Consider the following 12,855-nt stretch of genomic DNA (forward strand, 5'->3'; position numbering starts at 1 on the left):
GATGGATGATAACCCTAACTGGAATTTCATTCCAGGTGGAATTACATTCCAGTCCACAACACCACCGGGAGAGAGACAAATGAACTACCGCATGATGGCGCTGGCCCTGGCCGCCGCCCTGGGCCTGGCCGGCGGCGCTGCCGCGCAGCAGATCCAGGAACGCACCATACGCTTCGGGCACCTGAACAACACCGATCACCCCGTGAGCGCCGGGGTGCAGAAGTTCGCCGAGCTGGTGGCGGCCAAGAGCGGCGGCAAGCTCAAGGTAAAGGAATTCCCTGCTTCTCAGCTGGGCAACGAGATGCAGCAGCAATCCGCCCTGCAGGGCGGTGTCCAGGAGATGACAGCCCCGGCGACCACGTCGCTGGTGGGCATCGTCAAGGAGTTCGGGCTGGTGGACCTGCCCTTCTCGGTCACCGACTTCGGCCAGGCCGACGCCCTGCTCGACGGCCCGCTGGGCACGGCCCTGATCAACAAGCTGCCCGAAAAAGGCCTGGTGGCGCTGGGCTTCTGGGACCTGGGCTTTCGCAATGTCACCAACTCCAAGCATCCCATCCGCAAGCCCGAGGACCTGGCCGGCCTGAAAATCCGCGTGATCCCCAATCCGGTGTTCCTGGAAACCTTCAAGGAATTCAAGGCCAACCCGGTGCCCATGCCCTTTGCCGAACTCTACGGCGCGCTGGAGTCGCGCGCGGTGGACGGCCAGGAAAATCCCTATTCGGTGATCCTGTCCAATAAGTTCTACGAAGTGCAGAAGTACGTGAGTTCGACCAACCACGTCTATGCGGCCAATATCGTGCTGGTGAGCAAGAAGTTCTGGGACAAGCTCTCGCCCGATGAACAGCGCATCCTGTCGGAATCCGCCATCGAGGCCCGCGCCTATCAGCGCCAGGCCAGCCGGGCCGCCGCGCAGAAGGCGGTGGCCGAACTGCAGGCCAAGGGCATCGCATTCAACACCATCGAGCCGGCCGAGAAGGCCCGCATGCAGCAGATCGTCAAGCCCGTCGTGGCCAAACTGACCAGTGACTACGACCCTGCCATCCTCAAGCTGTACAACGACGAACTCGCCCGCATCCGCAAGTAAACCGGCTGGCCGACACCCATGAAAATCCTCGTATTGCATGGCCCGAACCTGAACCTGTTCGGCCGCCGCGAACCGCATATCTATGGCAGCACCACGCTGGCCGAGATCAACCAGCGCCTGGCGGCGCTGGCCGCCGAGCTCGGCGTCGAGCTGGACACCCTGCAGTCCAACCATGAGGGCGACCTGATCGATTTCCTGCACCGCAACATCGACCTGGCGCAGGGCGCGCTGGTCAATCCGGCCGGGCTGACCCAGCATGGCGTGCCGCTGCACGACGCCATCAAGGCCATGCCCTTTCCGACGCTGGAAGTCCATATGTCGAATATCGCGGCGCGCGAGCCCTGGCGGGCGCATTCCATCATTTCGCCCGCGGTCAGGGGGACGATACAGGGCCTGGGCCCGGTGTCCTACCTGATGGCCCTCAGAGGACTGGTCGAGCTGCTTCGGCCGGCCTGAGCCCCAACGACAAGGACAAGGCAATGCAGATCGTGGACCGATGCATCGATTCCGTCTGCCGCATGCTGAACTTCGCCATCGCCGCCCTGCTCGCGGTGATGGTGATACTCGTCTTCGGCAATGTGGTGGCGCGCTATGGCTTTAACTCCGGGATCACCATCTCGGAAGAACTTTCGCGCTGGATGTTCATCTGGATGACCTTCCTGGGCGCGGTGGTGGCGCTGCGCGAGCGCGGCCATCTCGGCATGGACATGTTTGTTTCCAGGCTGTCGCGGACAGGCAAGAAGTGCTGCCTCGTCCTGGGGCAGCTGCTGATGCTCTACATCGTCGGCCTGGTGCTCATCGGCAGCTGGGAGCAGGCGGTCATCAACGCCGATGTCAAGGCGCCGGTCAGCGGCGCGCCCATGGCCATCGTGTATGCCTCGGGAGTCGTGTTCGCGGTCCTGTCCGGGCTGATCCTGCTGGTCGACCTGTATCGCACCGTCACCGGCCGGCTGCGCGAGGACGACCTGATCATGATCCAGGAATCCGAAGACGCCGGGCAGCTCAGGCAGCTGCTGCAGGAGCATGGGCAGGCCGGCCAGGGAGGCAAGCCATGACCATTTCCGTCTTTGTCTTTTCGCTGCTGGGCGTCATGGCGCTGGGCGTGCCGATCGCTTTCGCCCTGCTGGCCAGCGGCGTGGCGCTGATGTGGCATCTGGACGTCTTCGACGCCCAGATCCTGGCGCAGAACGTCATCGGCGGCGCCGACAGCTTCCCCCTGTTGGCCGTGCCCTTCTTCATGCTGGCCGGCGAAATCATGAACGAGGGCGGGCTGTCGCGGCGCATCGTCAACCTCGCCCTGGCCCTGGTCGGCCATGTGCGCGGCGGGCTGGGCTATGTCGCCATCATGGCCGGCTGCCTGCTATCGGCGCTGTCCGGATCGGCGGTCGCCGACGCGGCCGCCCTGACCGCGCTGGTGCTGCCCATGATGGTGGCCGCGGGCCACAAAAAGGAAACCGCCGGCGGCCTGATCGCCGCCACGGGCGTCATCGCCCCGGTGATTCCGCCCAGCATCGGCCTGGTGATCTTCGGCGTCGCGGCCAACGTCTCGATCTCCAAGCTCTTCATGGCGGCCATCGTCCCGGGCCTGCTCATCGGCGGCGCACTGTGGCTGACCTGGTACTGGCTGGCGCGCAACGAGAAAGTCGTCCCGCCGCCGCGCCGTCCGCGGGCCGAGGTGCTGCGCGCGCTGCGCGAATCGCTCTGGGCCCTGATGCTGCCGGTCATCATCCTGGTCGGCCTGCGCATGGGGGTCTTCACGCCGACCGAAGCGGCGGTGGTCGCGGCCGTCTATGCCTTCCTGATCTCGACGCTGGTGTACCGCGAACTGCCGCCCAGCCGGCTCTACGGCCTGTTCGTGTCGGCGGCCAAGACCAGCGCCATCGTGATGTTCCTCATCGCCGCGGCCATGGTCACGGCCTGGCTGATCACGGTGGCCGACCTGCCGTCCAAGGTCGTGGACATGCTGGCGCCCTTCATGGAGAACAAGATCCTGCTCATGGCCGCGATCATGGTGCTGGTCATGATCGTGGGCACGGCGCTGGACATGACGCCCACCATCCTCATCCTGACGCCCGTGCTCATGCCCATCGTGCGCGCCGCCGGCATCGACCCGGTCTACTTCGGGGTGCTCTTCATCATCAACAACTCCATCGGCCTGATCACGCCGCCCGTGGGGGTGGTGCTCAATGTGGTGGCCGGCGTGGGCAAGATGAAGATGGATGACGTCACGCGGGGCGTGATCCCCTTCATGATCGCGGAATTCGCCATCATGTTCGTGATGGTGCTCTTCCCGCCGCTGGTGACAGTGCCGGCGCGCTGGTTCGGCGGCTAGGCCCTCAGCCGCGCGCCAGCCGCAGGCGCTCGCGTTCCAGGCCGCTGGCGCGCACGGCCTCGAACAGGCGGCTGGCCGCCGCCCCCAGCGCCACGTCCGTGCGCCGCAACAGCCCCACCGGCTCGTCGGTGCCCGGACCGGCAAAGGGCAGCGCCACCACGCGGCGCTGCGCCAGCAGCGTCTCGACCAGGCTGAAGGGCACGAACCAGACCGCGTCGTTGCCCAGCGTCAGCGCCAGGTTGAGCGACACCGACAGGCTTTCCACCCGGCCCGGCTGGGCCAGGATGCCCCAGCTGGCGATCAGGCTGTCGGCCGATTGGCGGATCAACGTGCCGGCCGGCGGCATCAGCAAGGGGTGGCCGGCCAGGGCCTGGGGCCCGGCCAGCGCCGGATGGCCCGGCCGCACCACCACCGTCAGCGGCTCGCGGAACAAATGCTCGAACACCATGCCCGCCATGGCCTTGGGCTCGGCCATGCGGCCGATGACGAAATCCAGCTCCGCGGCCTTGAGCGCATCCAGCAGCTCACTGTTGCGCCCCGTGCTCACGGCCAACGTGGCCGTGGGCCACTCCTGGCCGAATACGCGCAAGGCCGGCGGCAGCAGCACGCTGGCCACCGTGGGCAGGGCGCCGACGCGCACGACCGTGGGCGGATTGGCGTTCAGGCCGCCCAGGTCGGCCAGCCCTTCGTGCAGGCTGCCCAGGCAGCCGCGCGCATAGGGCGCAAAGCGCCGGCCGGCGGCCGTGAGCGCCGCGCCCTGGCGGCCGCGCTCGAACAGCTCGCTGCCCACGACCTCCTCCAGCTCCGACAAGGTCTTGGAGACCGCGGGCTGGGTGATGGATAAAGACTCGGCGGCGCGCTGCAGGCTGCCCAGCTGGGCGACCGCCAGGAAACACTCGATATGCCGCAGCTTGACCCGACGTTTATCCATAACTTTTCAGGCGATTAATTGACCATTAATGTCACTTATCATAACCATAATGCGCAGGTAGAGTGGGCCGCTACACGCTACGGAGACAACCCCATGGACCACCCCGAACCTGGCCCCATCCTGCTTGCCGACCGTGATTGGCCGCAGCATCCGCCTTATAAATACCCCGACTACAAATCGTCCATCCTGCGTAGCCCGACCCGCGCGCTGATGCCGGTGCCCGCGGCGCTGAAGGATCTGCGCGCGCCGGTCTACGGCGCCGGCGACCTGGGCGCGCATGACCACGACCTCACCGTCAATGCCGCCAAGAACGGCGCTCCGCTGGGCGAGCGCATCATTGTGACCGGCCGGGTGCTGGATGAATCGGGACGCCCCCTGCCGCACACCCTGGTCGAGATCTGGCAGGCCAACGCGGCCGGCCGCTATGTGCACAAGGGCGACCAGCACGATGCGCCGCTGGACCCCAATTTCCTGGGCGCGGGCCGCTGTCTGACGGACAAGGACGGGCGCTATCATTTCCTCACCATCAAGCCGGGCGCCTATCCCTGGGGCAACCACAGCAATGCCTGGCGCCCCAACCACATCCATTTCTCGCTCTTCGGGCAGTACTTCGGCTCGCGCCTGGTGACGCAGATGTACTTCCCGGGCGATCCGCTGCTGGCGCTGGACCCGATCTTCCAGGGCACGCCGGCGCATGCCCGCGACCGCCTGGTGTCGCGCTTCGCGCTCGAACACACGCGCGAGGGCTATGCCCTGGCCTATGAGTTCGACATCGTCCTGCGCGGCGCCCGCCAGACCCCCATGGAGTAAGCGCATGAGCTCACTGAAACAAACGCCTTCGCAGACCGTCGGTCCCTACTTCGCCTACGGCCTGTGCCCGCAGCAGTACGACTTCGATTTCAAGAGCCTGTTCACCGAGACGCTGGCCGACCCTTCGGCGCCGGGCCAGCACATCATCGTGATGGGCAATGTCTATGACGGCAGCGGCGCGCCGGTCGTCGACGCCATGCTGGAATTCCTGCAGCCCGACGCCGACGGCGTCTACGCCACCGAAGCCGGCGGCGCCTTCCGGGGCTTCGCGCGGGTGGGCACGGGCACCGATCCAGCCCAGCGCTTTGTGCTGCGCACCGTCAAGCCCGGCCCGGCCGGTCCGGGCCGGGCGCCGGCCATCGATGTCATCGTCCATATGCGCGGCATGCTGCTGCATGCCTACACCCGCATCTATTTCGATGATGAGGCCGCCGCCAACGAGGGCGATGCCATCCTGGGCGCGGTCGAGCCGCAGCGGCGCCAGACGCTGATCGCGCGGCGCCAGGCGGGCAACGCCGCCGTCTATGTCTTCGACATCCACCTGCAAGGGCCGGCCGAGACCGTCTTCTTCGATCTCTGAGGACGGAACCATGAACGACCTGACCGACAGACTGCGCGGCGCGCCCGACATGCTGGCCCTCTGGGACGGGGCGGCGACGCTGCGCGCCATGCTGCGCGTGGAGGCGGGCCTGGCGCGGGCCTGCGCGGCGCAGGGCGTCATCCCGGCCAGCGCGGTGCCCGCCATCGAGCGGGCCTGCCAGGCCGCGGCGCTGGACACCGAGGCGCTCAAGGAGGCGGCGGCCCTGGCCGGCAACCTGGCCATCCCCCTGGTCAAACAACTGACCGCCGCCGTGGCCCGCGAGGACGCCGAGGCCGCGCGCTACGTCCATTGGGGCGCGACCAGCCAGGACATCATCGACAGCGCCATGCTGCTGCAGCTTCGCGCGGCCTTCGACGGGATCGACGCGGGCCTGCGGGCGCTGGCCGCGGCGCTGGCCCGCCAGGCCCGCCTGCATCGCGACACCGTCATGGCCGGGCGCAGCTGGATGCAGCAGGCCCTGCCGGTCACGCTGGGCCTGAAGCTGGCCCAGGCGCTGGACGCCGTCGAGCGCCACCGCCAGCGGCTGGCCGAGGTCCGCGTCCGTGTGCTGTGCCTGCAGTTCGGCGGCGCGGCCGGCACGCTGGCCAGCCTGGGCGCCCAGGCGCCGGGCGTGGCGGCCGCCCTGGCCGGCGATCTGGGGCTGCCCCTGCCCGCCGTGCCCTGGCACACGCAGCGCGACCGCATCGCCGAGGCGGGCGCCCTCATGGGCCTGATCATCGGCAGCCTGGGCAAACTCGCGCGCGATATTTCGCTGCAAGCCCAGACCGAGGTGGGCGAGCTGCGCGAGCCGGCCGCGCCCGGCAAGGGCGGCTCCTCGACCATGCCGCACAAACGCAATCCGGTCGGCTGCGCCGCCATCCTGAGCGCGGCCATACGCGCGCCGCAATTGGTGGCCACGCTGCTGTCGGCCATGGTGCAAGAGCATGAGCGCGCCCTGGGCGGCTGGCAGGCCGAGTGGGATACCCTGCCCGAGCTCGTCATCCTGGCCTCGGGCTGCCTGTCCAACGCCACCCAGGTCATCGCCGGCCTGGAGGTCGATGCGGCGCGCATGCGCCGGAACCTGGCGTCCGGCGGCGGCCAGATGATGGCCGAGGCGGTCATGCTGGCCCTGGGCGCGCAGGCCGGCCGGCTGCAGGCCCATGGCTGGGTCGAGGAGGCCGTCAGGCAGGCCGAGGCGCGGGGCCTGCCGCTGCTGGACGTCCTGGCGGCCGACCCGCGCATCGCCCAATACCTCTCGCGCCCGCGCCTGGCCGAGCTGCTTGCCCCCGATCACTACACCGGCCAGTCACAGGCTTTCGTGGACGCCGTGCTGGCCACATCATCAAGCGGAAAAACCCATGGATGAGAAACAACGTTATGAGCAGGGCCTGTCCGTGCGGCGCGAAGTGCTGGGCAGCGCCCATGTGGACCGCTCGCTGGAAAAACGCACCGAGCTGACCCACGAATTCCAGGATCTCATCACCCGCTATGCCTGGGGCGAGATCTGGACCCGCCCCGGCCTGCCCCGCCATACGCGCAGCCTGCTCACCATCGGGCTGATGGTGGCGCTGAACCGGCAGGAAGAGCTGGCGCTGCACCTGCGGGCGGCCAAGAACAACGGCGTGTCCCAGGACGAGATCAAGGAAGTGCTGATGCAGACCGCCATCTATTGCGGCGTGCCGGCCGCCAACTCGGCCTTCCACCTGGCGCAGAGCATCTTCGCCGACGCTACATGATGAGCGGCGCGCCGGTGCGCTCGCGCAGCAGGCCGGCGCTGACATCCGGCGCGCGCTCGACCACCCTCAGCCCCTCGGGGGTGACGTCGATCACGGCCAGGTCGGTGATGATGCGGTCCACGACGGCCACGCCGGTCAGGGGCAGCGTGCATCGCGGCAGGATCTTCAGGTCGAAGCCGCCATCCTTGCGCCGCGCCACATGCTCCATCAGCACGACCACGCGCGCCACGCCGGCCACCAGGTCCATGGCGCCGCCCATGCCCTTGACCATCTTGCCCGGAATCATCCAGTTGGCCAGGTCGCCCTGTTCGGAGACCTGCATGGCGCCCAGAATGCTCAGGTTGATCTTGCCGCCGCGCACCATGGCGAAGGACTGGTCGCTGCTGACGATGGAGGTTCCCGGCAAGGTGGTCACCGTCTGCTTGCCGGCATTGATCAGATCCGCGTCGACCTCATGCTCCAGCGGAAACGGCCCGATGCCCAGCATGCCGTTCTCCGATTGCAGCCAGACCTCCATGCCCTCCGGGACATGATTGGCCACCTGCGTCGGGATGCCGATGCCCAGGTTCACATAAAAGCCATCCTGCAATTCGCGCGCCGCGCGGGCGGCCATCTGCTCATGATTCCAGGCCATGCTGTGGGCCCCTCCCTCAGGCCGCGCGCGTGGTGCGCTTTTCGATGCGTTTCTCGGGCGCCGCGTTCACGACGATGCGATGGACATAGATGCCGGGCAGGTGAATGTCGTCGGGCGCCAGGCTGCCGGCGGGCACGATGCGCTCGACCTCGGCCACGCAGACCTTGCCCGCCATGGCGGCGGCGGGATTGAAGTTGCGCGCCGTATAGCGGAAGCGCAGATTGCCGGCCGTGTCGGCCACATCGGCCTTGATCAAGGACAGCTCGGGCGCCAGCGAGCGCTCCATCACATAGGTCTGACCGTCGAACTCGCGCAGCTCCTTGCCCTCGGCCACCAGCGTGCCCACGCCGGTGCGCGTGAAGAAAGCCGGGATGCCCGCGCCGCCGGCGCGCAGTTTTTCGGCCAGCGTGCCCTGGGGCGTGAACTCCAGCTCCAGCTCGCCGGCCAGGTACTGGCGCTCGAATTCCTTGTTCTCGCCCACATAGCTGGCGATCATCTTGCGCACTTGGCGCGTCTCCAGCAGCTTGCCCAGGCCGAAGCCATCGACACCGGCATTGTTGGAAATGGCGGTCAGCTGCCTGACGCCAGCCTCGCGCACCGCGTCGATCAGCGCCTCGGGGATGCCGCAAAGGCCGAAGCCCCCCACGGCCAGCGTCATGCCGTCGGCAAGCAGGCCGCGCAGCGCGCTGGCCGCATCCGGATAGATCTTGTTCATGTTGTCTCCTCGCGCCCGACGCGCAGGGCCTGCGCCCAGGCCAGGTCCGCCACGCGCCCGTAGCGCTCGCCCATGGCGACCGCGTCGGCGCTGGCCGCGGTGCCGCGCAGGGCCCGCCCGCGGATGCCGTGCAGGATGGCCGCGAAACGGAACATATTGAAGGCGATGTAGAAATCCAGGTCGGCGATGCCGGCGCGCCCCGTGCGCTCGCAATAGGCGCGCACATAATCGGCCTCGCCGGGCATGCCTTCGGCCGCGCGGCCGGCGATGCCGCCCAGGATGTCCGGCGGCATGCGGTACATCATGGCGTGATAGGCGAAGTCGGCCAGCGGATTGCCCAGCGTGGAGAGTTCCCAGTCGAGCACGGCGATCACGCGCGGCGCGGTGGGATGGAAAATCATGTTGTCGACACGGAAATCGCCATGGATGATGGCCACCTCCTCCGTCCCGGGCAGATGCTCGGGCAGCCATTCGATCAGGCGGTCCATGGCGGGATGGCGGCCCGCCAGTCCGTCATCGAGATACTGGCGCGACCAGCGCGCCACCTGCCGCGCCACATAGGGCTCGCGCTTGCCATAGTCGGCCAGCCCGGCCTGCGCCGGGTCAATCCGGTGCAAGGCCGCCAGCGTCGCATTCATGGCGTCCGCGTACGCGCCCCGCTCGCCAGGCGCCTGGTCCGGAAAGCCGGCGTCCCAGAAGATACGCCCCTGGACCATTTCCATGACGAAGAACCAGCTGCCGATCACCGCCTCGTCGGTGCACAGCCCGAGCACGCGCGGCACCGGAAAGCCCGCCTGGCCCAGCGCCGCCATGACGCGCGCCTCCCGCTCCACGGCGTGGGCGCCCTTGATCTGCACGCCGGGCGGCTTGCGGCGCAGCACATAGCTGCGTCCCGGCGTGCGCAGGCAATAGGTCGGATTGGATTGCCCGCCCTTGAACTGCTCGATGGACAGCGGGCCGGCATAGCCGGGCACATGCTGTCTCATCCACTGCTCGACCGCGCCGGGGTCGATACGGTGCGGCTCGCGCACCGGCATCGTGCCGTCAAAGGTGCTGGCCATGGCGCGCCTCCCCCGCCTCGTGCTTGATCTTCTTGGCCAGCGACCACTTGTGGACTTCGGTCGGGCCGTCATAGATGCGGAAGGCCCGGATCTCGCGGAACACCTGCTCGACGATGCTGTCACGCAGCACGCCCGAGCCGCCCATCACCTGCACGCAGCGGTCCGCCACCCGGAACAGGGCGTCGGAGACGGCGACCTTGGCCATGGAGCTTTCGGCCGTGCCCAGCGAGCCGCCGTCCAGCACCTCGGCGCACCAATCGATCATGAGCGCCGCCTGTTGCAGGTCGATGAGGTTATCGGCCAGCATGAAGCCCACGCCCTCATGATCGATCAGCAGCTTGCCGAAGGCGCGCCGCTTGACCGCATAGGCGGTGGCGATCTCATGGGCGCGGGCGGCCGAACCCAGCCAGCGCATGCAATGCGACAGGCGCGCCGGCGACAGCCGGACCTGGGCGTAATGGAAGCCCTTGTGCGGCTCGCCCAGTATCTGGCTGGCGGGCACCCGCAGGTTCTCGATCAGCACATGGGCGTGGCCGCCCGGCATGGAGCTGTCCAGGGTGTCCAGCACGCGCGCGATGCGGATGGCCGGATGCGGCAGGTCCACCAGGAACATGGTGGCCTGCACCTTGTTGTCCGGCGTGGTCCCCGAGCGCGCCATGACGATGCCCACGGCCGCATCCTGCGCGCCGGTGATGAACATTTTCTGGCCGTTGATGACCCAGTCCCCGCCGTCCTGCTCCGCCTGGGTCATCAGCATGGAGGGATCGGACCCCGCCCCGCCCAGTTCGGCCGGCTCGGTCATGAAAAAGGCCGACCGCGCCTGGCCGCGCACCAGCTTGTCCAGGAAGCGCTCGCGCTGCGGCGGCGTGGCGATCTTGCCCAGCAGATACATATTGCCCTCGTCCGGCGCCATGGTGTTGACGGCCACCGGCCCCAGCGGCGACAAACCCGAGCGCTTGAGCACGGCGGCCGTCTCGCGCTGTGTCAGGTGCTGCCCATCGTCCAGGATGTGCGGCGTGAGCACGCCGGCTTCGCGGGCCAGCGCCCGCAGTTCGCGCAGCAGGTCTTCCGACGGCCCGTGCGCGCCATTGCGCGGGTCGCGCTCATAAGGCACGACCTTGTCGCGCACGAAGGCCTCGACGCGCTCGGCGATGAGGCGGCTGCGCTCCGTGGGGGCTTGAGTGAACATGGCTGACTTCCTTCAGAGTGTGTTGACCAGATGGCCGCCATCGACCGCCAGCACCGAGCCGGTCATGTAGCGCGAGGCGTCGCAGGCCAGCAGCAGCAGCGGCCCGTCCAGGTCGCCAAGCTGCCCCAGCCGCCGCTGCGGGATGCGCCGGATCAGGGCCTGCCCGCCCTCGCTTTGCCAGAAGCCCTGGTTCAGCGGGGTCTCGATATAGCCAGGCGCCAGGGCGTTGACGCGGATGCCGTGGCGGGCCCATTCCAGCGCCAGCGTCTTGGTGAGCTGGATCACGCCGGCCTTGGACACCGCATAGGAGACCACCCCGCTGGCCTGCCGCAACCCCAGCACGGAGGCGATATTGATGATGTTGCCGCCGCCGCGCTCGCGCATGCCGCCGGCCAGCGCCTGCGCCACGAGGAACATGCCCTTCAGATTGGTGTCCATCACGCAGTCCCAATCCGCCTCGGCGTGCGCCATGGCCGGACCTTCCCTGACCAGCCCGGCGTTGTTGACCAGGATATCGACCGCCCCGGCGCGGCGGGCCGCCTCCTGGCAGGAGGCGCCGTCGGTCACATCCAGCTCCAGGCATTGCGTCCCGGGCCCCAGGCGGGCGGCCAGTTCCTGCAAGAGCGGCAAGCGGCGCGCCGCGATGATGACCTCGGCTCCGTGCGCCAGGAGGACCGCGGCGAAATGCGCGCCCAGGCCGCTGGAAGCTCCCGTGACCAGGGCCCGCTTGCCCCGCAGATCCGCTTGCAATGCCATACCCGCTCCCTATGATGAACCGCAACCGTTCACGGCTTGGGCAGCACAGGCGCGCCCGCCTGCTCCAGCCGGGCACGCATGGTGGCGTAGCCCTCGCGCAGCATCTTGTCGTAATCCTGGCCCGACGCCCAGACCGGATCGATGCCCATCTTGTTCAGCCCCTCGCGCAGCGCGGGGTCTTGCATGGCCGCCTGCAGCGCGGCCTCCAGCCTGGCCCGCACGGCCGGCGGCGTGCCGCGCGGCACGGCGATCCCCATCCAGGAATCGATGGCCACGTCCACGCCCTGCTCCGTCATGGTCGGCATGTCGGGCAGGTTATCCCAGCGTGCCGGACTGACCGAGGCCAGCAGGCGCAGCCGGCCGCCCTCGACCTGGGGCAGGATTTCCGACGGCGTCTGGATGACGGCCTGCACCTGGCCGCCGACCAGGGCCGAGACCGATTCCGTACCCGACTTGTATAACACTTGCTCGAACTTCGCGCCGTATTTCGTTCCCATGTCGAAGAAGGCCAGGTTGTTGGGCGCGCCGGGCGTGGCGAAGAACAGGGGTTTATCGCGCGCGGCGGCAAGAAAGTCCTGCACATTGCGGTAAGGCGAGTCGGCCTGCACGGCCAGGCCATAGCGGAAGCGCCCGAAGCCGCCGATGAAGTTGAAATCATCCGCCGTATAGGGGGTGCGGACCATGTGCGGCGTGATGGCCACCGCCGAAAACGTCACCACGCCCAGGGTGTAGCCGTCCGCCGGCTGGCGCGCCACATAGGCCGGCCCCAGCGTGGCCTGCCCGCCCGGTTTGTTCTCGACCACCACGGGCTGGCCCAGGCGCGCCTCCAGCGCCTTGACCATCACGCGCGTGGCGACATCGGTCACGCCGCCCGCCCCGTAATTGACCACCATCCGGATCTCCCGCTCCGGATAGGCGGCCTGCGCGCCGACCGCGCCGGCCAGGCAAAGCGCCGCCACCACATGCTTGAACCCTTGCATCCTTGTCTCCTTCGGCCTCCTGGGCCTGTTATCCGGCGCGGTGCGCC

General features: G+C 68.3%; 15 protein-coding genes. 8 read left to right on the forward strand and 7 right to left on the reverse strand.

What is annotated here, in order from left to right; all coding sequences use genetic code 11:
* The first annotated feature begins 79 nt into the window (after positions 1 to 79).
* From AXA74_RS04265 to AXA74_RS04280, 4 genes are read left to right on the forward strand one after another with little or no spacing between them, the layout of a single operon-like run.
* Complete coding sequence (locus AXA74_RS04265) at positions 80 to 1,084, forward strand: TRAP transporter substrate-binding protein (protein WP_029578451.1); 1,005 nt, start codon at positions 80 to 82, stop codon at positions 1,082 to 1,084.
* A gap of 18 nt (positions 1,085 to 1,102) precedes the next feature.
* Positions 1,103 to 1,540: a type II 3-dehydroquinate dehydratase gene (locus tag AXA74_RS04270; protein ID WP_029578450.1), complete on the forward strand. Its 438-nt coding sequence runs from the start codon at positions 1,103 to 1,105 to the stop codon at positions 1,538 to 1,540.
* A gap of 32 nt (positions 1,541 to 1,572) precedes the next feature.
* The gene (locus AXA74_RS04275; RefSeq protein ID WP_029578449.1) at positions 1,573 to 2,139 is read left to right on the forward strand and encodes a TRAP transporter small permease; all 567 of its coding nucleotides are present in this window, start codon (positions 1,573 to 1,575) and stop codon (positions 2,137 to 2,139) included.
* Positions 2,136 to 3,416 carry a TRAP transporter large permease gene (locus tag AXA74_RS04280; RefSeq protein ID WP_032977858.1) on the forward strand — a complete coding sequence of 427 codons (1,281 nt, stop codon included), beginning with the start codon at positions 2,136 to 2,138 and terminating at the stop codon, positions 3,414 to 3,416. Before AXA74_RS04275 ends, AXA74_RS04280 begins: the two co-directional genes overlap by 4 nt.
* A 4-nt stretch (positions 3,417 to 3,420) precedes the next feature.
* Here the strand turns inward: AXA74_RS04280 and pcaQ are convergent, their stop codons facing one another.
* Entirely contained in the window at positions 3,421 to 4,347 is a 927-nt protein-coding gene (pcaQ, locus tag AXA74_RS04285) for a pca operon transcription factor PcaQ (protein WP_032954816.1), read from the reverse strand.
* A 93-nt stretch (positions 4,348 to 4,440) separates the two neighbouring features.
* On the opposite strand from pcaQ, the gene pcaH reads away from it, so the two are divergent.
* From pcaH to pcaC, 4 genes are read left to right on the forward strand one after another with little or no spacing between them, the layout of a single operon-like run.
* Positions 4,441 to 5,157, forward strand: a complete 717-nt coding sequence (pcaH, locus tag AXA74_RS04290; RefSeq protein WP_029578446.1) for a protocatechuate 3,4-dioxygenase subunit beta — start codon at positions 4,441 to 4,443, stop codon at positions 5,155 to 5,157.
* A gap of 4 nt (positions 5,158 to 5,161) precedes the next feature.
* Positions 5,162 to 5,737, forward strand: a complete 576-nt coding sequence (gene pcaG, locus AXA74_RS04295; RefSeq protein WP_029578445.1) for a protocatechuate 3,4-dioxygenase subunit alpha — start codon at positions 5,162 to 5,164, stop codon at positions 5,735 to 5,737.
* Positions 5,738 to 5,747: 10 nt separating this feature from the next.
* Positions 5,748 to 7,103, forward strand: coding sequence for a 3-carboxy-cis,cis-muconate cycloisomerase (locus AXA74_RS04300; protein ID WP_029578444.1), 1,356 nt, complete (start codon positions 5,748 to 5,750; stop codon positions 7,101 to 7,103).
* The gene (pcaC, locus tag AXA74_RS04305) at positions 7,096 to 7,473 is read left to right on the forward strand and encodes a 4-carboxymuconolactone decarboxylase (RefSeq protein ID WP_029578443.1); all 378 of its coding nucleotides are present in this window, start codon (positions 7,096 to 7,098) and stop codon (positions 7,471 to 7,473) included. Before AXA74_RS04300 ends, pcaC begins: the two co-directional genes overlap by 8 nt.
* Here the strand turns inward: pcaC and AXA74_RS04310 are convergent.
* From AXA74_RS04310 to AXA74_RS04335, 6 genes are read right to left on the reverse strand one after another with little or no spacing between them, the layout of a single operon-like run.
* The gene (locus AXA74_RS04310) at positions 7,466 to 8,107 is read right to left on the reverse strand and encodes a 3-oxoacid CoA-transferase subunit B (protein ID WP_029578442.1); all 642 of its coding nucleotides are present in this window, start codon (positions 8,105 to 8,107) and stop codon (positions 7,466 to 7,468) included. The two genes, pcaC and AXA74_RS04310, sit on opposite strands and share 8 nt — an antisense overlap.
* 16 nt (positions 8,108 to 8,123) lie before the next feature.
* Positions 8,124 to 8,822: a CoA transferase subunit A gene (locus AXA74_RS04315; RefSeq protein WP_029578441.1), complete on the reverse strand. Its 699-nt coding sequence runs from the start codon at positions 8,820 to 8,822 to the stop codon at positions 8,124 to 8,126.
* Positions 8,819 to 9,883 (reverse strand): phosphotransferase family protein, encoded by a 1,065-nt coding sequence (locus tag AXA74_RS04320; RefSeq protein ID WP_029578440.1) that lies wholly within the window; start codon positions 9,881 to 9,883, stop codon positions 8,819 to 8,821. The genes AXA74_RS04315 and AXA74_RS04320 overlap by 4 nt, the downstream gene beginning before the upstream one ends.
* Positions 9,867 to 11,072: an acyl-CoA dehydrogenase family protein gene (locus AXA74_RS04325; RefSeq protein ID WP_032961191.1), complete on the reverse strand. Its 1,206-nt coding sequence runs from the start codon at positions 11,070 to 11,072 to the stop codon at positions 9,867 to 9,869. The genes AXA74_RS04320 and AXA74_RS04325 overlap by 17 nt, the downstream gene beginning before the upstream one ends.
* 12 nt (positions 11,073 to 11,084) lie before the next feature.
* On the reverse strand, positions 11,085 to 11,828 hold the full coding sequence (locus tag AXA74_RS04330; protein ID WP_029578438.1) for an SDR family NAD(P)-dependent oxidoreductase: 744 nt from the start codon (positions 11,826 to 11,828) through the stop codon (positions 11,085 to 11,087).
* A gap of 29 nt (positions 11,829 to 11,857) precedes the next feature.
* On the reverse strand, positions 11,858 to 12,808 hold the full coding sequence (locus AXA74_RS04335; protein WP_029578437.1) for a Bug family tripartite tricarboxylate transporter substrate binding protein: 951 nt from the start codon (positions 12,806 to 12,808) through the stop codon (positions 11,858 to 11,860).
* Positions 12,809 to 12,855: the final 47 nt, after the last annotated feature.

It is taken from the genome of Bordetella hinzii LMG 13501 (assembly GCF_001548475.1).
Classification (GTDB): Bacteria; Pseudomonadota; Gammaproteobacteria; order Burkholderiales; family Burkholderiaceae_B; genus Bordetella; species Bordetella hinzii.